The organism is Arcobacter cryaerophilus gv. crypticus (assembly GCF_002993025.1).
In the GTDB taxonomy this organism is placed as follows: domain Bacteria; phylum Campylobacterota; class Campylobacteria; order Campylobacterales; family Arcobacteraceae; genus Aliarcobacter; species Aliarcobacter cryaerophilus_B.
Window position 1 is genome coordinate 1 of sequence record NZ_NXGI01000016.1, and the last position, 17,711, is coordinate 17,711.

Genomic DNA, 17,711 nt, shown 5'->3' on the forward strand with positions numbered 1-17,711 from the left:
TCAAGCACTTCATCGCCGATAATACTGCAGGGTCCCCCTGTGGAAACGTAGGTCGCTGCCAGCTCATTGAGTTTTACAAATCCCCCCAAGAGCTTATCTTGTCTTACTAAGAAAAACAATAGTAGGTCAAGGTAAGCTTTTTTATTTTCTACATTTTTATTGTATCTTTCTATTTTTAAAAATTAAAAAACCGTATGATTTAACATACGATTTAAAATATAACAATTTATTTTCTATTTAAAATTTCACAAACTTCTTTTGCATGATATGAAATAATTATATTTGCCCCAGCTCGCTTAAATGCAATCATAGTTTCCATCATAACTCTTTCATAATCAATAAGTCCAGCAAGACCAGCGTGTTTTAACATAGCATATTCACCACTTACATTATAAACACAAATAGGAAGTTTAGTCTCATTTCTTATATCTCTTACAATATCTAAAAATGCAAGTGCTGGTTTTACCATTAAAATATCAGCACCTTCTTTCTCATCTTCTAAAGATTCACTAATAGCTTCAAGTCTATTTGCAACATTCATTTGATATGTTCTTCTATCCCCAAAGCTTGGAGTTGATTCAGCCACATCTCTAAATGGTCCATAATAACCACTTGCAAATTTTGTAGAGTATGCCATGATTGGTAAATCTTTGAAACCATTTTCATCTAAAGCAGCTCTTAAAGTTGTAATAATTCCATCCATCATACCACTTGGTGCTATCATATCAGCTCCTGCACGTGCGTGAACTAGTGCTTGTTGGGCAGATATTTCAAGTGTTTTATCATTGTGAACACTTTGTATTTTTGGATCAAGTATTCCACAATGCCCATGATCTGTATATTCACAAAAACATAAATCTGTAACTACAAACATATTTGGAAACTTCTCTTTAATTGCTTTTATTGTTCTTGAGATTATACTTTCATCACATAAACACTCACTTCCAACCGAATCTTTAATATCTGGAATAGCAAAAAGAATAATAGAATTTAAACCTATTTTTTGTAAATATTCACACTCTTTTAAAATTTCATCAATACTCATTTGAAAAACACCAGGCATACTTGATATTTCTACTTTAATACAATTTCCCTCTTTTACAAAAAGAGGATATATAAAATCATCTTTGCTAACAGTTGTTTCTTGAACTAAATTTCTTAAAGTTTCATTTAATCTTAATCTTCTAAATCGTTTAAACATAATATTTACCTCTTTTTGATATAATCTTTGGATTTTAACAGTTTAAGGTTTAAATACAAATGAATATAATCGAATCAAATATAGCAAACCTTCCTACTAAACACGGAAATTTTAAGATAAAAGCATATAAACAAAATAATCAAGAGCATTTAGCTTTGATGAGCGAAGATTTTAATCCTGAATCTATTGTAAACTTGCGAATACATTCAGAGTGTCTTACAGGAGATGTTTTTGGAAGTGTTAAATGTGATTGTCAAAAACAGCTAGAATTAGCAATTTCTTATATTGCAAAAAATAGTGGTTTAATAATATATCATAGACAAGAAGGTCGAAATATAGGGCTTTTAAATAAAGTAAATGCATATAGTTTACAAGATGCAGGAAAAAACACAGTTGAGGCAAATTTGGCTTTAGGTTTTAGAGAAGATGAGAGAGAATATAGTATTGTTGAATATATTTTAAAAGATATGGGAATAAAAAAAATAAATATTCTTACGAATAATCCTGCAAAAATAAAGTTTATTGAAACTTTGGATGTAGAGATTGTAGAAAGAATTCCAACAATAGTTGAACCAAATTGTCATAATAAAAACTATTTAAATATAAAAAAAGAACAAATGGGGCATATGCTTTGAGTTTAAAAAAATTATTACAAGAAAATAGTTTAAATTTTCAAGATATTTTTTATAAAGATTGTGAAGTTTTTGTTGAACTTTTACAAAAGTGGGGAAAGGTTCACAATTTAAGTGGAAGATTGACTGATGATGATATCTATGAAAATATTTTAGATTCACTTTATCCTCTTAATTTCATAGATGATTTTAATAGTTTTGCAGATATTGGTACGGGAGCTGGTTATCCTGGGCTTATTTTAGCAATTGCACGAAAAGATGTAAAAGCTTATTTGATAGAACCAAGATTAAAAAGAGTTGCTTTTTTAAACTTTGTAAAAGCAAGTTTGGGTTTGAGTAATCTTATAATTTTGCAAAAAAGAGCAGAAGATTTAGAAGATTTAGAAGTTGATTTAATTACAAGTAGAGCTGTAACAAATACAAATTTACTTTTAAATATTACTTCTAAGATAAAAAAAGAGCATACATCTTATCTTTTTTATAAAGGAAGTATGCTAGAAGAAGAGATTGAAACTTCTAAAATATCGAACTTTAAAGTTGTTTCAAGATGTGAACGAAATTATTTATATATTAAAGGAAGAAAATGTTGATAAAAGTAATAGCTGTTATTTTGGCTGGTTTTGTTGTTTATTTGCTATTTTTTAAAAACAAAAGAGTTGATGGTGTTAAAAAAAATGATAAATTAATCTCTGATGAGATGGTAGAGTGTCCTACTTGTAGTACATTTGTTTCTCAAAAAGAGGCTATAGTAAGTAGTGGAAAGTTTTTTTGTTCAAAAGATTGCTTAAATAACAAAAAGGCTTAAAATGAAGATAATTGGAGATAGTTTAATTCCATTTGAAGATTTTTTTAAAGTTTTAAGTATTGAAGATATTAAAAATACAAAATCAAATTCAATGCTTTTTTTTGATTTTAATGAAGAACTTTTAAAATACTCTAATTCTGAAAATTTAAACTTTTTGGTATATGTAAACTCTATAAAAGAGGCTATTTATGCTTCAAGCTTTAATGCAAAATATATAGTTTGTAAAAATAAATTAGCTAAAAAATTACAAAAAATAGCTGATAATTATATGTGGGATTCAAAAATTTTGACTATTATAAACTCTAGTGATGATTTGGAAAAAGTTGCTTTAGAAGAGATTGATGGAGCTATTTATAAAGATGTATTGGAGATAAAAGTATGAAAGAGATATTAGATTTTGTAGTTTTAGCTCTATTTGTTTTTATGGTTGCTATGTTTATTATAAATTTTAATAGACAACAAATAAAAAAACACACAGATAAACTTGAAAAATTAGATGAGATAGAAAAAAACAAAAACCAAGATAAGGAAAAAGAAAATGCTTAAACCACTTTTAATAGAAATTGGAGTTGAAGAGTTACCAGCTATTCCATTTTTAAAAGAGCTATCAAATATCGAGAAAAAATGGAGTGATATTTTAGAAAAAAATAGTTTACTTTGTAATTTTGAGCTATTTTATACTCCAAGAAGATTGGTTTTATGGCACAGAGAGTTTCAAGTAAAACAAGAAGATAGTGAAGTTGAAAATATTGGTGCTCCAAAAAATATAGCTTTTAAAGATGGTGTAGCAACTCCTGCAGCTATTAGTTTTGCTTCAAAATGTGGTATTAGTGTAGATAAAATTTCATTTAAAGATTTTGGAAAAGGTGAAGTTTTATATCATAAACAAAAAATATCTGGAGTTTTTTCAAAAGAGCTTTTAAACAATATGGTAAACGAATTTGTAGCGAGTTTAAATTTTGGAAAATCTATGAGATGGGGAAGTAGAAGTGATAGTTTTATAAGACCTATTAGATTTTTTTCTATGATGATGGATAATGAAATTGTAGATGGAGAGCTTTTTGGAGTAAAATCTTCTAATTTATCTTTTGGTCATAGAATGGATAGTTATGAACAATTTATTTTTAATGATGTTGGTGATTATTTTTGCAAGTTGGATAAATATGGAGTAGTTTTATATCAAGATGAAAGAAGAGAAAAAATCTTAAAACAACTAAAAGATATTGAGATTAAACACAATATTCAAATAGAATTAGATTTAGAGTTATTAGACGAAGTTGTTGCAATTACTGAGTATCCAACAGCTCTTTTAGGAAAATTTGATGAAGAGTTTTTGCAACTCCCAGCTGAAGTAATTGTTACATCTATGAAAGCAAATCAGAGATATTTTGCAGTTTATAAAAATGAAAAACTTACAAATAATTTTATAGTTGTTTCAAATGCATTAACAAATGATTTTGGATATATAATCTCTGGAAATGAGAAGGTTTTAAGACCAAGACTTGCTGATGCAATGTTTTTTTATAAAAATGATATAAAAAATGGTTTATCAAATGAAGGACTTAAAAAACTTGTATTTGTAGAAGGTTTAGGAACAGTTTATTATAAATGTGAAAGAGAAGCAAAAATTGCTTCATATTTGGCAGAGATTTTAAAAATAGATAAAAAAGATATTGAATTATTGCAAAAAGCTGTAATGCTTTCAAAAGCTGATTTAATGAGTGAAATGGTGTATGAGTTTACAGAACTTCAAGGTCTTATGGGTTACTACTACTCAAAAATAGCAAATTATGATGAAAAAATTAGTCTAGCTTTAAAAGAACAATATCTTCCAAGTGGTGAAAATAGTGAACTTCCTAGTTCTGTTTTTTCTTCAATAGTTGCTATGTCAAATAAAATCGATAATCTTATGGCTCTTTTTAGTGCTGGAAAAATCCCAACAGGATCAAAAGATCCATTTGCCTTGAGACGAGCAGCTTTAGGAGTTGTAAAAATTGCAATCGAACATAAATTAGATATTGATTTTAAAGCTATTTTTGAAGATTTAAAAGCAAATTATAAAAATCTTGATTTAAAAGTTTTAAATGAATTTTTTATAGAAAGACTTTATAAAATCTTTGATAGTGTAAATCCAACTGTTTTAAAAGCTGTAATAAGTAGTGGAGAGACAAATATATACAGAATTTATCAAAAAGTAGAAGCTTTAAATCCATTTGTTGAAAGTGATAATTTCAAAGATTATAGTGCTACATTTAAAAGAGTTGCAAATATTGTAAAAGATATTGAGATAAATGGCTCTTTAGAACTTGTTGAAACACTATTTGAGCAAGATGAAGAGATAAATTTATATAATAGTTTTAAAAAAATAAAGAGTTCAATCTTCATAACTTTTGATGAAGAACTTGAAGCTTTATTTTCTCTAAAACCACAACTTGATAGCTTTTTTGATAAAGTTTTTGTAAATCATGAAGATGAAAGAATTAAAACAAATAGAAAAAATCTTATTGCACAGGTTTATTTAGGATTTAGAAATATTGCAGATATTAAAGAAATAACAATTTAAGTTTTTGTTTATTTTATAAAGATTTTTTATATTTGATTATATGTAGAGATTAACTCTCTATATAAATATAATTCTTAAAATCTAAATTAATTCGATATTATCGGTATTATAAGAAAATTTAAGGTTTGTAAATTTTTTATAATTACACCTATATCACACTACAATACAAACTTTTTATAAATCCTATATTTTAGAACTTTGAATTTAGCTCATTTTATCTAAGATAAATATTTGCTAACATTCTACTCTATTTACCATTTCCATTTTTGAAAGGGTGAATTTGAACTGCTCTATGATGTAATCTTGAAGCTATTTCATAATACTTCATTCTTCAAATATTGTATGATTTAATTTTAATACTGTAAATCAAGTATTTTAAAATTAATTAAATTATAAAATATATAAAATACTATTTTTACAGTATTTTAATTGACTAAGTATTAATTTTAATATATAATACTGTAAATCAAGTATTTTTAAGGAATAAAATGGCAAAAAAAGTTATACCAACTGATTATCCTATTTATGATAGAGAAATAACTATTGAATATTTAGGAAAATTCATTAAAGCAAAAAGAACAAAATCAAATTTAACCTCTCATCAAACAGCATTATTGTGTAATGTTCCTGTTGATGTTATTACAAAGCTTGAAAATAATAAAGGTGGAGTTACTCTTGATAGTTTTTTAAAAGTTGTCAATGGTCTAGGTATTTATATCCAATTAGACGGAAAAAATAAATGAAACATAATATTAATATTTTTTGTAATAATGAACGAGTAGGAATATTAGAAATTGATTTAAATTCAAACGATGTTGAATTAATATATGATGAAAACTGGAAAAATATAGGATTTGAGTTATCTCCACACCTTAAATTTAATGAATCAATAGATTCAAATAGTATTAAAAAGTTTGTAAATAATCTTTTACCAGAAGGTAATGGATTAGATGCCATTAGTATAATATTACAAATTTCAAAAGCTAATAAATTTGGTTTACTTGAAGCAATCGGAAATGAAACTGCAGGGGCTTTAACATTTAGCACAGATAATATTGTGGTTACTAATTTTAGAGAAATAAGTAATGAAGAATTGACTGAAAGAATTATGAATAAAGATAATATAAATATTACTTTGTGGGATGGAAAAATTAGACTTAGTTTATCAGGTGTTCAGGATAAATTGCCATTAGTAGTATTGAAAGATAATAAGTATGGTATAGGAGAAGGAAAAATTGCTTCAACTCATATATTAAAATTTGAAAAAAAAGATGATATACATTTAGTTTTAAACGAATACTTTTGTATGAAATTAGCTAAATTATGTGGTTTAAATGTTGCAGAAGTTGAAATAAGAAAGTTTGGTACTCAAAATATTTTATTTGTAAAGAGATTTGATAGAGAATTTTTTGAAATTGATGATAAATCTTTTGAAATTTCTAAAAGACATATTATTGATGGATGTCAATTATTGGATTTAGATGTTAATATGAAATATGAAAAGGTTTATACTGATTATAGAGGTAATGCAAATTTTAAAAATTTATTTGAATCTTCAAAACTCACAACAAATAAAATTTTAACAAAATTAAATCTTTTGAAATGGACACTATTTAACCTGTGTATAAATAATTTTGATGCTCATGCAAAAAACATATCTTTTTTTGTAAATAAAAATGGTCTAGAATTATCCCCACTTTATGATTTAGTAAATATTGATATGTACCCTCAATTCCATAATAATTTTGCTATGGCTTTTGGTGATGAATTTGACTCAAAAAAAATAGGTGCTTATGATATGGTTGGTTTTTGTGTTCATATAGATATTCAACCAAGATTAATAAAAAATGAATTTAAATTAATTGTAAATAATATTCGTAAAAATATTGGAATAATTAAAAATGATATGTTAGGTTTATATAGTGATAATGAGATCAAATTTTTAGAAAAATTAGAAAGTAATATTTTGGATACTTGTAAAAAATATGAAGATATTTTTAAAACATTAGATAGTGATTATAAGTTCTATAAAGATGACTGGTTATAATCAAAAGAGTTATTATATTAATTTGTAGTACAAAAAGGCTACAATAAACAAAAAAAGGATTTAATATTATGGATGTGACTCTAAGAACTATAGTTGATAGTGTTACTCAATCCAAGGTGTTAACTGATTGCTATCGGGGTCATTCCATATCAAATCCTTTTTATTATTAGGCCATAAGTGGCATAAATCTACATTATTTATTAATGTGCTACTCTATATTCTGGATTCCAATTAAGTTCATTTTTTGCTCTTTGTATAGAAAGTCTTTCATCTACATCAGAAATATTATAAATTCTATTTTTATCACATTTAATAGCTAAAAATGCTGCATGTGCTGCTGCTTCTACATGTACAGGAGGTACGAAATCAACTGGTTTATCAAAACCTGTTCCATCTCCATATAATAAGCCATTTCTAAGAATTATCCCAATAAAAGGTGCATTTAATACTTGGTTTTCTAAACTTGAAACAGCTCTAGATGTTTCTCCATATATTGGATCTTCAAAATTTAATAAATCCGAATCTTCAGTATAAGGAAAAGATGCAGGTTCATAAACAAATGCTATACTTTGTGCAATCATTTTTTCCACCCCAGCTTTTATTGATGCATTAACTAAATTTTTAGTTCCAATATCTCTTAATTTTGCATTACTTACTAATGCTTCATCCATCTTTGCTGGATCAAGACCTGCTGGTAAATCAGTAAGTTGGTGCATTACAATTGTAGGTTTAATAGTAGTTAAAATATCTTCTAATTTTTTTTCATCATAAACATCAATAACTACAGGCTTTACCCCAATATTTTCAAGAAGTTCAATTTTATTTTCATTTCTTGTAGTTCCATAAACAATCCATCCATCTTTTATCAACATTTTGCATAAAGTTCTACCTATTACTCCTGTTGCTCCTGCAACAAATACTTTTTTATTACAATTCATTTTTTAATCCTTAACTATATATAAATTCTTTAATACTTTCTATATTCCATCCATCTTAAATTATCTGTATCTTGGTGACATTTTTATCCATTTAATAATTAAACAATTCTCTCTAAGTTGTTATTTTAATTAACTGAATAAATTTTTGTCTACTTTTTTTGAGTTATTATAGTATGTATTGATATCCTTACTTATCGTAATCACTAGTTTCTAAAGTATAAGATTTTTGAATTTTAGCAATATTTATTTTATAATCTTTAAAAATAGACTCTCTTCCTTTCTTTTGAGCAGACATATGGTCAATATTCTTTTTCCAAGAAAGAATAGCTTCTTCATCTTCCCAGTATGATAATGATAGAAGTTTTTTTTCATTTATTAAAGATTGAAACCTTTCGACACTTATAAAACCTTTTTGATTTACTAATTGCTCTTTTAATATTGAAGCAATTATTAAATATTCATTTTTTCGTTCTTCATTAATTTCAACTTCAAAAATAACTGCAAACATATTCTCTCCATTTTTAATTTAATCTATTATAGTATGAAATAGTTTTATACTATAATAGATGATTAGCGAAAAAAAGCCATTCTTTTGATTTTTCTTCAAAATTTGAGAATACTGAAGACTGCGTTCTAATTACTATAGCCAGAACAATATTAACTCTCTATATAAAAATATAATAAATTTCTAATAAAACCTTTGTAAATAAGCAAAAATACGATTTTTAAGCTTTGTTAAATAATTTAAATTACACTCATATCACACCCTAATAAAATCAATAGTATAGATACTGATAAATAAAGTATTTTTTCTTTTAGTATTTTATTTGTCTTGTATTAAAAAATCTTTTAGTAATTCATCTTGTTAATAAATTAATCTAATCTTAAACTAATTTATTAATATAATTTCTTAAGTTAATTAAATTATAGTCTATATCATATTTTAATATTTAATGTATTTAATATTATTTAATATATATAGAAACGATAATTTGGATAAATTCATTATATTTACATAAATTTTAAATATATATATACTTGCACTATAAATATTTAGAGCTTTGGCAAGCACACATCTGCTTAGATAGGTTTATCACTTGATAAATTTGCCTAAGCTCTAAGTATTTAAATTAGATGTGAGTTTGCCAAAAAAGCACTCTAATTTTTTTACTAATCTTAAAATAATGTAATTTGTTAAATCTAAAGATATAAAGCCACTTTATTGTTGGAGAATATTTTGAAGTTTAAAAAAGGAGGTTTCTAGCAATTCTTAACATGATAGTTTGGCGACTACAAGAATTGCTAAAAAAGTGAAAGCATTTTAACATAAATCACAAAAATTATCAACCTTATTCTAATTTCAAAAAAACAACTTAATTGTTGAGAATAAAATATTGTCCAAATAAAACTATAATAAGCGGTAGAGTGTAAGGACTGCACAGTAAGGCGAAATCCTACGATAAAATTAAATACTTATACAAGGCAAGTAGCCACTTGTCGTAAAGAGGGTAATTCCCTCTTAGAAGGTTAGCCAAATAATAGACCAAATCAGCAAGGTGTGAGGATGTGTATGTGGTACGATTCACCTTGGAGATGCCCGTTCTACTATTTTTATATAGTAGCAAGGACACTCCTATAGATTTACCAGTTAAGATATAAAACAGAGGTTTTTAAATTAGCAATAGAGTTAATACTGGATTGATAAAGATATAGTTACTAGATAAGGGGAACCGTCTAGTGTAATTGTGTTGTAGATTAAGAGCTGAACAATAATCTACTTAAGTCGAAGCGACCGACCGAAAAAGTCGAGTCATAACTTAACTTGTCCTGTAACAAAGTGTTAAATCCATTTTGTTACAAGGGCAAGTTGTCTCCGCTTCCCTCTCTCCCCTATCAAATCATCTCTCTCTTTATTCTCTCTTCCAAAAAAAAGCGGAACAACAAGAAGGAGACAACTGAGATAAAAAAGGTGGAATAATTTAATTAGATTTAAAAATTATTCCGGATTAGCTAATTTATATGAGTCAAATGTATATTCCATTAAATGAAGTCTAAATTCTTTTAATTTATTGTTATTTTGTGCTACTTTATATGCTTCAATAAATAAATTGAACGTAATTAGATCAATTTGGTCATTATCTTCTAATTTTAAATATGTATTAAAATTGTTTTTAATATTACTAAACTCAAATGTAAAGTTCATAAGATGAATTCTAAAGTTTTTAATATCATCAATATTTATAGAACTAATGTAAGCTTCTTTCAATAAAGAAAAAGTACCATTATCTATATCTATTATATTGTTGTTCTTAATTAATTTATCAAAATCTTTAGGTGCATTTATTGTTTTTAGATGTAATTTATAGTAATAGTCATCTTTATATATATCATCAGGATCAGTAAAGTCAGATAAATTATTTTTTGAGTCTAAATTATCAAATATTTCGTTATAGATTCCTAAATCTTTACACTTCTTTTTAATTGGATTTATAGAGTTATTGTTTTTCCATTTTGAAATTGCTGGTTGTCCAATTTTAATTATTTCAGCAAGTTCAGAAATAGTTTGAACGTTATAATATTCCATTAATTTATTAATAATCATAGTTGCAGTATGCATTTTATTCCTTTTTTATTACTATATTCCTTTTTTATTACTATATTAAGTAATATATAAGGAATATAATGGAATAATTCTTTTGTAACAAAGGAATATTATTCCATATATTTATTATATCAATTATTCTTTTGTATTCCCTTTAAAAGGAATTGGTATTTCAGAATTTTGCAATAAGTATTTATCTAGGCTTATTGGAACAAGTTATTAAATCTTAAAAGGATTAAAAATGAATATAGAATTAGAAATAGAGAAATATGAAAAAGAAATAAAAGCTTTAAATATTTCTAAAGGAATTAATCTTAATTCAAAACAAGCTGCTAATGTTATTGGTGTTTCTCCAAGTACAATTGAAAAATGGAGGAAAGACGGTATTGGTATTGATTATATAATGGTTGGTGGACGAGTTATGTATCCTATAAAAGCAATTGCAAGATTTCAAGTTTTAAGACAAATTAAAACAGCGTAGGATCAATTGTGAAAGATGTGCTTAACGCAAAAAAAGAAAAGATTATTGGAGAGATAGAACAAGGAGGACTTAAAAAACTTAAAAAAACTAAGTTACTAAGGTTAATCAAAGATGAAATTCAATCATTATCTAATTATTGGACTTTGTTACAAATTTTAGAAATGATAAATAAGGAATTTGATTTACAAATCTCAAATACAGTTTTTTATGATTTTTGTAAGAATAATCTTAAAAAAAATAATATTGAAACAGTAGATAAAATAGGTGAAATTCGAAAAGGTGTATCTCAAAATAGAAATACAAAAAAAGAAGAAGAAAAATCAATATTGGATTCTGATGAATTAAATGCAATTGCAATGTATGGATCTTCTAAAGTACAGTAAAGGAATTAAAATTTGAAATATATAGTTGTTACAAATCATAAAGGGGGTGCAAGTAAAAGCACTACTACAATGCAAATATGTGGTGCATATGCACTTTATAAGAATATGAATGTGGAAATTTTTGAATTTGATGATGAGAATAAAGATTCTCAAAATTTCACAAAATCAAAAATTAAAAGTACGCAGGTAGAAGTAGGGGATGGTTCTGAAATTACTACAACCTTGAGAAATTTATTCAATGGTATTGATAAGGCTGATATGAGGTTATGTGATGTAGGAGGTAATAAGACTACAACAATTTTTTTGGATGGTCTTAAAAAATCAAGAATGTTTAAAAAAGTAGATTTATTTATTATTCCTATGTCAGGTGGTTCACAAGACCTTAAAAATGCTAAAAAAACACTAGATGTAATTTTAGAGATGGATAAAAATGCAAATATTATGTTTTGCTTATCACGTGTTAGAAATCCAAGAAGAGTTCAATTTCAATATGGTGATTTCTTTAATGATAAAGATTTAAAAAAATATCCATATATTATTTTGAAAGATAGTGATGTGATAGATTTAAGTAGAAAAATTAAGAAATCTGTATATGAACTAGCAACTGATCTAGAATCAAAAAATGAGATAGAAGATGCTTTTGACATTGCTTTGGATGAAGAAGATAACCAAAAAGTATCCAACTTGTCTGTTATGCTTGAAATTTATGATGAAGCTGAAAATTATCTACAAACAACATTGAATGTAGCATTTGATGAATTGGATAAATTATTATATGGAGAATTAAAATGAGTGAATTATCAATAAATGAAGTTGTAAAAATTGTTCAAGAGCTAAAGGCTCTTGAAAGAAAATTTGGTGAAGAAAAAGGATTAATAAATTTATTTAAAAAACTAATTCAAGATTCTTCAAAATTAGATGAGAGTTTAAAATTACATTCTTTAAAAATAGAGGAAATTGTTAAATATGTTAATTCTTCAAAAAATGATATGCAAAAAGAGGTTGATAGTAATATTAATGAAATAAAAGCTTATTATAAAAAAAAGATGGATGACTTAAAAGTAGAGATGATTGAAAGTTTTGATAAAAATGAAAAAAAATTTAAAGAAGTAAGAGAAGATTTATTTTTAGGGTTAGATGTTTTACAAAAATTAAATTTAGAAGCACAAAGAGAAAGAAATAAAATTGATTTAGTGTATAAAATCTATTTTCCTCTTATGGGTCTATTTCTAGGTGCTAGTTGTACATATCTTTATATTTATAAATATTTACAATATAAGCTTAATAGTCAAGTGTTCTTAATGATAGAGCCAGCATTAAATATTTTATCATAAGGAATTAAGCGATGATTGAAAAATTTAGAACGCCAACATTTAAAGTAGAAAAAATAATGTTTGATTGTAAAAATAAGCAAATTTATGTTGAGTGTAAAGATTTACTCTTTAAAGATAGTGAGAGAAAAATTTTGAAAACATACATATTGTCATTTTCTCATTTTAAAAATGATATTTTAGAAAATATAGCTTTGACTATAATGGATTGGTGCAACAGAAATAAAAGAAGAAAAAGTTAATAAGGAATAATATGATTGCTAAAAAAGTTAAAAAAATGCCTAAATCTAAAGCTTCAAAAAGAATAGAGCTAAGAGTTACTGAAGAGTTTCTTCAAGATTTAAATTCAAAAATTGAAGATAGTGGTTTGTCAAAAGCAGATTATTTTAGACATATATTATCTCAAGGGAAAGTTGTTGTAAAAAAAGATTACAATGTTCTTGCAATGCAAGTTAAAAAGTGTGGAGTAAATTTAAACGAGATAGCTTATGTATTAAATGTTGCAAATTTAAAAAATGAATTAAATAATCAAGATTATCAGGCTTTGCTAATTGAATTAAAGTTGATTCAAAATCAATTAAATAAAATTGGAGCTTAATGTGATAGTTAGAGTTAAAAGAGCAAAATCAGGTCTCTCTCAATACATAAGAGATGGTAAAAAAGCCGATTCAATTTATAATAGAGATGATAAAGATATAGTTACCCCAATTTGGGGTAATTTAGATGCTTTTGAAAAAGCTGAAAATTATTGCGTTGAAAACAAAAATTGGTCTGAAAATTATATGCATATTACATTTGGTTTTTCAGATAATGATTGGATAAAGATTGAATCTTTGCCAACAAAAAATGAACAAAATGTATTAATGCAAGAATTGGTATTGGATTATATCAAACACCATTTTAGTGGCTATGATATTGATAATGAAATTATAAGTTATGCAGAGTTGCATTATCCAAAGATAAAGTACGATGAGTATGGTAATAAGAGATACCCTCATATTCATCTGGGGATATCATTTTTGAATTCATTATCAGATACAAAACTCAGAAATTTATTTGCAAATAACAGTTTTTATGATGAATTAATGGTCAGAAAAACAAATTTTAAATTTGGTTTTGAGCAAATAAAAAAAAGAGAGGTTAGAGTTAAAAATTTTGATTCTCAAGTGGGTAGAGATAGAAACGAGTGGATTGAACTACTTGATGATTTAAATGATAGAGAAGAGCTTGTCTATTTTCTTGAGAATCAAATTAATTTTCAAGAAGGAATAGATTACAGAGTTGTTGATACTAAAAATAATAACTATGTAACATTAATTGGAAAAAGTTATAAAACAGATAAAAGTGGTAAAAAAACAATTCAAGATATAAATTTACAAGGTAGGGGATTAGAAAGATTTGTTGATGTTAATTTTGATGCAAAAAATCATAAAAAACTTGAAGATATGACTCAAGAGGAATTACAAGAAATTTTAAATGAAGTTTATGAAAAAAGAGTTGAAGAAATTTTCAAAAGAAGAAGTAAAAAAGCTACCGAAGATTTAGAAAAAATTTATGAAGAAGATAAGGAATTAAAAAAAGATTTTGAAAAGAAATATTCAACAAATAGTAATTATAACTCTATAAAATCTTTAACTTTTCAACATTTAACTTTTCAACAAAAGATTTTTTATAAACATTATGGAGTAAATATACAAGATTCACTTAATGGTTATTATATAAAAGTAGATGATACTATAAATAATACTAGTTTTATAAATAAATCAATCGGCATAAATATTGAAGATAGAGGTGATGAGGTTATATCTTTTTCAAATACTGATTCAATTGAGAATGAAGCTAAATTAATGCTTGATATTGCAATCGCAAAAGGGTGGAATTTATTAGAAATTGAAGTTGATGGTCCAGATGATTTTATAAAAGAAGTAAAAAAACAAATTGTTGAAAAAATTGAAGAACAAAATAAAAAGGAAGGAATAAACTTAAATAATAGTGAAGAAATTTATAGACCCACATCTTTATTGGACAATTATATTTTTGATAATAAATCTAAAATTTTTGAAGCTGAAAAAATAAATGATATAAATTTCTTAAAAGAGAGTTTAAATGCAAAATTAGTTTTAGAATTTGCAAAACAAAAATATAACATTAATCTTGATGATTTTGAAGTTGTTGATGGAAATAAAATTAATAATAAGACAAATAGACAAAAACCAAAATCAATTATAGATTTTTTTACTAAAGAAATTGGAATTCGAGTTGGTGAAGCAACACAGATTTGTAAAGATTTGATATCAAAACAACTAATAAAAAATGATAGGGATTTAAAACATGAAGAAAGAATAGAAGAGTTAACACAACAATATGAAGATATTTCCAATAAAGATATTGTAGATGAACAAATTGAAATGAATCAGAATAGAGAAGATAACCATCATGCAAGAAAAAGAAAAAATAGATAAAATAATGACAAAAAAAGAGTTGGGCTGTGATATTTTTAAAGATAAAGTAAAATATTTTGAAAATACCTTAAGTAACATAAATAACAGTGTTTTAGAAAAAGAGAAATAATGAAAATAGATATATTAAGTGACTTACATTTCGATAACTACTTCTATTGTAAATACACAAAAGATGATGTAATTAAATTTTACAGCCAAATTATTGATTTTAATAATTGTGGTGATGTATTAGTAATAGCTGGTGATTTAGGACACAATAATCATCAAAATATAAAGATATTAAAAATTCTAAAAGAGTTTTACAAAAATATAGTTTGTGTATTAGGAAATCACGATTACATAAATATTTTAGAAATTGAAAATTTTGATGATTTTTATGAAATGGAAAAACCTAAAATCGAAAAAGTTTATAAAGATTGTGATGTAATGATTACTCATATTAACCCAAGTGTAAAAGATGAAAATATGAATAGTAAATATAAAAATAATCTATCAAATACATTTTTTTGCTTTGATGGTGAAGAGTATTTAAAAAATGGAAATATGAAATACTGGATATTTGGACATAACCACGATGTTATTGAATATAAAGAACATAATGTTACTTGTATTTGTAACCCTGTTGGCTATCACAATGAGAGTGGAAATGGTAAGTGGATTAAAATTAAGCAAATAGAGGTTTAGGAAAGGAGACAATATGCAATTAAGTAAATATACACAAGATAATGACAAAGTTTTAACTGTCATTGATAGAAAAATGATTTTTAAAATAGATGATAATTTTTTTATAGATGATAAAGGAATTAAAAGTTTTACAGAAAAAAATATTGAAAATATAGTACCTTTAAAACTTAACCAAGAAGTACATTATGCAAAAAAGTATATTAAAAGATGTACAAGAAGTGAAAATGGAATTATCTCTTTAGCTTTTAAAGAAGATATATATAATTTTCTAAAAGGCAAAGAGTATGATGAAGAAGAGTGTTATGTATCAAACGGAAGTTTTTTAGTTGCTTGTTATTTAATGAGCGTTCCTGTAAAGCTTTTTTATGATGGAAGAAATGAGATAACAAAAGATTTAGAAATAACAGAAGATATTAAAAATAATATGTGTAGTTTTGCCGAAGTTTGCTTACAAAAACCATTAAAAGAATATGTTATAAAACCGACAAAAAATAGAACTTATTTTGGTTTGGAAATACATCAAGGTAATTTAGTTAAAGAAAATGATATTAAAAAACTACCTTTTTATGATTTTTGGTATGAGAGTGCAAAAGGAAGCACTTATGTAATTATTGATGATGAAGAGTATATATATTTAACTGATTTTGAGAGCTTTTCAAAACTGTTTATTAAAACTGGAAAACATAGGTTTCAAAAAGGAGATTAAAATGGAAACTTGTAATTATGAAGAAAAAGAAATTAAACAATTAAAAGTAAAAGATAAGTGGGAAAAAGATTTTGGAATTTTAACTTTTGATACAGTAAAAAACAAATTTCACTTTAAATATGATGATAATTGTAATGGCTACTCTTTTTCAGATATTAATATTCAAAATGGTAAAGAGTTTGAACAAAAGGAAATGTTTAATGTATTCTCTTTTGATGATAGTTTTGCTAGAAGTAAAATGATTGAACAATACAATTTATCAGGAAAAAGCAATAATGAAATGCAATGGTTTTTTAAAGAGCTTTGTGCAAAAAACAAAACTTTAAGCTGTAGAGGATTTTATTTTGAAGAAATGTAATGATGGTTTAGAAATAATAAAAAGAGCCAATGAGCTAATTAAACAAATCGAAAAAGAAGCTTTAGAGATAATCAAAAAAAGAGAATTGATTAAAAGTAAGATTGTTGATAATAGTATAGAAATAGATTTTATTGTTAATTGTCTTACAAAAAAAAGATATGATGATTTAACTTATAATGAGAGATTATTTGTAAATGATATTTTTGAAAATGCTACCAAAGAAGATTTACAAGTTTTAAAAGATAAATATTTTATTGATTTAGAAGATTTAAAAGCTATCTTTTTAAGCTCTCCTTATAGTGAAAATATTAGAGTAATAAGTAGAAAAAATGAAAAAAAACTAGACAAAATCAAAAAAAAGACAGAAAAAAGTAGAAAAAAGTAGAAAAAAGTAGAAAAAAGTAGAAAAAAGTAGAAAAAAGTAGAAAAAAGTAGAAAAAAGTAGAAAAAAGTAGAAATTCACAAAAGTCTTCATAGGCACATCGACCAATCACCGTACAAAAATCGCATACGCTAAT

Annotated in this window: 25 protein-coding genes; 20 read left to right on the plus strand and 5 right to left on the minus strand. The window is 25.2% G+C overall.

Translation table 11 applies throughout. The features are described 5' to 3' along the window. Nucleotides 1-226: 226 nt before the first annotated feature. The gene (gene hemB, locus CJ670_RS07175) at nucleotides 227-1,201 is read right to left on the minus strand and encodes a porphobilinogen synthase (RefSeq protein WP_105939451.1); all 975 of its coding nucleotides are present in this window, start codon (nucleotides 1,199-1,201) and stop codon (nucleotides 227-229) included. Nucleotides 1,202-1,260: 59 nt separating this feature from the next. Here hemB and ribA point away from each other — a divergent pair, with 59 nt between their 5' ends. Genes ribA through glyS form a run of 6 tightly spaced genes read left to right on the plus strand, consistent with a single transcriptional unit; the run spans nucleotide 1,261 to nucleotide 5,201 of the window. Next, on the plus strand, nucleotides 1,261-1,836 hold the full coding sequence (gene ribA / locus CJ670_RS07180; protein WP_105939452.1) for a GTP cyclohydrolase II: 576 nt from the start codon (nucleotides 1,261-1,263) through the stop codon (nucleotides 1,834-1,836). Beyond that, entirely contained in the window at nucleotides 1,833-2,423 is a 591-nt protein-coding gene (gene rsmG / locus CJ670_RS07185; protein WP_105939453.1) for a 16S rRNA (guanine(527)-N(7))-methyltransferase RsmG, read from the plus strand. Before ribA ends, rsmG begins: the two co-directional genes overlap by 4 nt. After that, the gene (locus tag CJ670_RS07190; protein ID WP_105912596.1) at nucleotides 2,417-2,638 is read left to right on the plus strand and encodes a PP0621 family protein; all 222 of its coding nucleotides are present in this window, start codon (nucleotides 2,417-2,419) and stop codon (nucleotides 2,636-2,638) included. Before rsmG ends, CJ670_RS07190 begins: the two co-directional genes overlap by 7 nt. Nucleotide 2,639: 1 nt before the next feature. Further along, nucleotides 2,640-3,020, plus strand: a complete 381-nt coding sequence (locus CJ670_RS07195; protein WP_105912597.1) for a hypothetical protein — start codon at nucleotides 2,640-2,642, stop codon at nucleotides 3,018-3,020. Continuing rightward, on the plus strand, nucleotides 3,017-3,184 hold the full coding sequence (locus CJ670_RS10845) for a hypothetical protein (RefSeq protein ID WP_165785195.1): 168 nt from the start codon (nucleotides 3,017-3,019) through the stop codon (nucleotides 3,182-3,184). Before CJ670_RS07195 ends, CJ670_RS10845 begins: the two co-directional genes overlap by 4 nt. Continuing rightward, entirely contained in the window at nucleotides 3,177-5,201 is a 2,025-nt protein-coding gene (gene glyS, locus CJ670_RS07200) for a glycine--tRNA ligase subunit beta (RefSeq protein WP_105939454.1), read from the plus strand. The genes CJ670_RS10845 and glyS overlap by 8 nt, the downstream gene beginning before the upstream one ends. A gap of 247 nt (nucleotides 5,202-5,448) precedes the next feature. On the opposite strand, the gene CJ670_RS11010 is transcribed toward glyS, so the two are convergent. Beyond that, nucleotides 5,449-5,529: a Fic family protein gene (locus tag CJ670_RS11010; protein ID WP_165785197.1), complete on the minus strand. Its 81-nt coding sequence runs from the start codon at nucleotides 5,527-5,529 to the stop codon at nucleotides 5,449-5,451. Nucleotides 5,530-5,689: 160 nt separating this feature from the next. Here CJ670_RS11010 and CJ670_RS07210 point away from each other — a divergent pair, with 160 nt between their 5' ends. Both CJ670_RS07210 and CJ670_RS07215 read left to right on the plus strand, forming a co-directional pair. Next, nucleotides 5,690-5,944: a helix-turn-helix domain-containing protein gene (locus CJ670_RS07210; RefSeq protein ID WP_105939455.1), complete on the plus strand. Its 255-nt coding sequence runs from the start codon at nucleotides 5,690-5,692 to the stop codon at nucleotides 5,942-5,944. Next, the gene (locus CJ670_RS07215; protein WP_105939456.1) at nucleotides 5,941-7,248 is read left to right on the plus strand and encodes a HipA domain-containing protein; all 1,308 of its coding nucleotides are present in this window, start codon (nucleotides 5,941-5,943) and stop codon (nucleotides 7,246-7,248) included. The genes CJ670_RS07210 and CJ670_RS07215 overlap by 4 nt, the downstream gene beginning before the upstream one ends. 200 nt (nucleotides 7,249-7,448) lie before the next feature. Here the strand turns inward: CJ670_RS07215 and CJ670_RS07220 are convergent, their stop codons facing one another. The 3 genes from CJ670_RS07220 to CJ670_RS07230 all read right to left on the minus strand — a co-directional run bounded on the left by CJ670_RS07220 (nucleotide 7,449) and on the right by CJ670_RS07230 (nucleotide 10,803). Further along, the gene (locus tag CJ670_RS07220) at nucleotides 7,449-8,186 is read right to left on the minus strand and encodes an NAD-dependent epimerase/dehydratase family protein (RefSeq protein ID WP_105939457.1); all 738 of its coding nucleotides are present in this window, start codon (nucleotides 8,184-8,186) and stop codon (nucleotides 7,449-7,451) included. A gap of 187 nt (nucleotides 8,187-8,373) precedes the next feature. Further along, on the minus strand, nucleotides 8,374-8,694 hold the full coding sequence (locus tag CJ670_RS07225) for an antibiotic biosynthesis monooxygenase family protein (RefSeq protein ID WP_105939458.1): 321 nt from the start codon (nucleotides 8,692-8,694) through the stop codon (nucleotides 8,374-8,376). A gap of 1,488 nt (nucleotides 8,695-10,182) precedes the next feature. Then, on the minus strand, nucleotides 10,183-10,803 hold the full coding sequence (locus CJ670_RS07230; protein WP_105939459.1) for a hypothetical protein: 621 nt from the start codon (nucleotides 10,801-10,803) through the stop codon (nucleotides 10,183-10,185). Nucleotides 10,804-11,029: 226 nt separating this feature from the next. Between CJ670_RS07230 and CJ670_RS07235 the strand changes: the two genes are divergently transcribed. From CJ670_RS07235 to CJ670_RS07285, 12 genes are read left to right on the plus strand one after another with little or no spacing between them, the layout of a single operon-like run. Next, nucleotides 11,030-11,269, plus strand: a complete 240-nt coding sequence (locus CJ670_RS07235; RefSeq protein ID WP_105939460.1) for a helix-turn-helix domain-containing protein — start codon at nucleotides 11,030-11,032, stop codon at nucleotides 11,267-11,269. Between the two features lie 8 nt (nucleotides 11,270-11,277). Next, entirely contained in the window at nucleotides 11,278-11,652 is a 375-nt protein-coding gene (locus tag CJ670_RS07240; protein WP_105939461.1) for a hypothetical protein, read from the plus strand. A 12-nt stretch (nucleotides 11,653-11,664) separates the two neighbouring features. Next, nucleotides 11,665-12,444: a nucleotide-binding protein gene (locus tag CJ670_RS07245; protein WP_105939462.1), complete on the plus strand. Its 780-nt coding sequence runs from the start codon at nucleotides 11,665-11,667 to the stop codon at nucleotides 12,442-12,444. Next, the gene (locus tag CJ670_RS07250) at nucleotides 12,441-12,986 is read left to right on the plus strand and encodes a hypothetical protein (protein WP_105939463.1); all 546 of its coding nucleotides are present in this window, start codon (nucleotides 12,441-12,443) and stop codon (nucleotides 12,984-12,986) included. The genes CJ670_RS07245 and CJ670_RS07250 overlap by 4 nt, the downstream gene beginning before the upstream one ends. Before the next feature lie 11 nt (nucleotides 12,987-12,997). Beyond that, nucleotides 12,998-13,225 carry a hypothetical protein gene (locus CJ670_RS07255; RefSeq protein ID WP_105939464.1) on the plus strand — a complete coding sequence of 76 codons (228 nt, stop codon included), beginning with the start codon at nucleotides 12,998-13,000 and terminating at the stop codon, nucleotides 13,223-13,225. 11 nt (nucleotides 13,226-13,236) lie between these two features. Then, nucleotides 13,237-13,581 carry a plasmid mobilization protein gene (locus CJ670_RS07260; RefSeq protein WP_105939465.1) on the plus strand — a complete coding sequence of 115 codons (345 nt, stop codon included), beginning with the start codon at nucleotides 13,237-13,239 and terminating at the stop codon, nucleotides 13,579-13,581. 1 nt (nucleotide 13,582) lies between these two features. Next, nucleotides 13,583-15,445, plus strand: coding sequence for a hypothetical protein (locus CJ670_RS07265; RefSeq protein ID WP_105939466.1), 1,863 nt, complete (start codon nucleotides 13,583-13,585; stop codon nucleotides 15,443-15,445). Further along, complete coding sequence (locus CJ670_RS11070; RefSeq protein ID WP_272869269.1) at nucleotides 15,420-15,554, plus strand: hypothetical protein; 135 nt, start codon at nucleotides 15,420-15,422, stop codon at nucleotides 15,552-15,554. Before CJ670_RS07265 ends, CJ670_RS11070 begins: the two co-directional genes overlap by 26 nt. Further along, on the plus strand, nucleotides 15,554-16,129 hold the full coding sequence (locus CJ670_RS07270; RefSeq protein ID WP_105939467.1) for a metallophosphoesterase family protein: 576 nt from the start codon (nucleotides 15,554-15,556) through the stop codon (nucleotides 16,127-16,129). The genes CJ670_RS11070 and CJ670_RS07270 overlap by 1 nt, the downstream gene beginning before the upstream one ends. 13 nt (nucleotides 16,130-16,142) lie before the next feature. After that, on the plus strand, nucleotides 16,143-16,835 hold the full coding sequence (locus tag CJ670_RS07275) for a hypothetical protein (protein ID WP_105939468.1): 693 nt from the start codon (nucleotides 16,143-16,145) through the stop codon (nucleotides 16,833-16,835). A 1-nt stretch (nucleotide 16,836) separates the two neighbouring features. After that, on the plus strand, nucleotides 16,837-17,193 hold the full coding sequence (locus tag CJ670_RS07280; protein ID WP_105939469.1) for a hypothetical protein: 357 nt from the start codon (nucleotides 16,837-16,839) through the stop codon (nucleotides 17,191-17,193). Beyond that, nucleotides 17,180-17,578, plus strand: coding sequence for a hypothetical protein (locus CJ670_RS07285; protein WP_105939470.1), 399 nt, complete (start codon nucleotides 17,180-17,182; stop codon nucleotides 17,576-17,578). The genes CJ670_RS07280 and CJ670_RS07285 overlap by 14 nt, the downstream gene beginning before the upstream one ends. Nucleotides 17,579-17,711: the final 133 nt, after the last annotated feature.

Coding starts and splice junctions, on each gene's coding strand:
- CJ670_RS07255 (WP_105939464.1), top strand. CDS start 12,998: ATGATTGAAAAATTTAGAACGCCAACATTTAAAGTAGAAAAAATAATG.
- CJ670_RS10845 (WP_165785195.1), top strand. CDS start 3,017: ATGAAAGAGATATTAGATTTTGTAGTTTTAGCTCTATTTGTTTTTATG.
- CJ670_RS07260 (WP_105939465.1), top strand. CDS start 13,237: ATGATTGCTAAAAAAGTTAAAAAAATGCCTAAATCTAAAGCTTCAAAA.
- CJ670_RS07280 (WP_105939469.1), top strand. CDS start 16,837: ATGGAAACTTGTAATTATGAAGAAAAAGAAATTAAACAATTAAAAGTA.
- CJ670_RS07190 (WP_105912596.1), top strand. CDS start 2,417: ATGTTGATAAAAGTAATAGCTGTTATTTTGGCTGGTTTTGTTGTTTAT.
- CJ670_RS07230 (WP_105939459.1), bottom strand. CDS start 10,803: ATGCATACTGCAACTATGATTATTAATAAATTAATGGAATATTATAAC.
- hemB (WP_105939451.1), bottom strand. CDS start 1,201: ATGTTTAAACGATTTAGAAGATTAAGATTAAATGAAACTTTAAGAAAT.
- CJ670_RS07220 (WP_105939457.1), bottom strand. CDS start 8,186: ATGAATTGTAATAAAAAAGTATTTGTTGCAGGAGCAACAGGAGTAATA.
- CJ670_RS07225 (WP_105939458.1), bottom strand. CDS start 8,694: ATGTTTGCAGTTATTTTTGAAGTTGAAATTAATGAAGAACGAAAAAAT.
- CJ670_RS07275 (WP_105939468.1), top strand. CDS start 16,143: ATGCAATTAAGTAAATATACACAAGATAATGACAAAGTTTTAACTGTC.
- glyS (WP_105939454.1), top strand. CDS start 3,177: ATGCTTAAACCACTTTTAATAGAAATTGGAGTTGAAGAGTTACCAGCT.
- CJ670_RS07195 (WP_105912597.1), top strand. CDS start 2,640: ATGAAGATAATTGGAGATAGTTTAATTCCATTTGAAGATTTTTTTAAA.
- CJ670_RS07250 (WP_105939463.1), top strand. CDS start 12,441: ATGAGTGAATTATCAATAAATGAAGTTGTAAAAATTGTTCAAGAGCTA.
- CJ670_RS11070 (WP_272869269.1), top strand. CDS start 15,420: ATGCAAGAAAAAGAAAAAATAGATAAAATAATGACAAAAAAAGAGTTG.
- CJ670_RS07270 (WP_105939467.1), top strand. CDS start 15,554: ATGAAAATAGATATATTAAGTGACTTACATTTCGATAACTACTTCTAT.
- CJ670_RS07215 (WP_105939456.1), top strand. CDS start 5,941: ATGAAACATAATATTAATATTTTTTGTAATAATGAACGAGTAGGAATA.
- CJ670_RS07210 (WP_105939455.1), top strand. CDS start 5,690: ATGGCAAAAAAAGTTATACCAACTGATTATCCTATTTATGATAGAGAA.
- CJ670_RS07235 (WP_105939460.1), top strand. CDS start 11,030: ATGAATATAGAATTAGAAATAGAGAAATATGAAAAAGAAATAAAAGCT.
- ribA (WP_105939452.1), top strand. CDS start 1,261: ATGAATATAATCGAATCAAATATAGCAAACCTTCCTACTAAACACGGA.
- CJ670_RS11010 (WP_165785197.1), bottom strand. CDS start 5,529: ATGAAGTATTATGAAATAGCTTCAAGATTACATCATAGAGCAGTTCAA.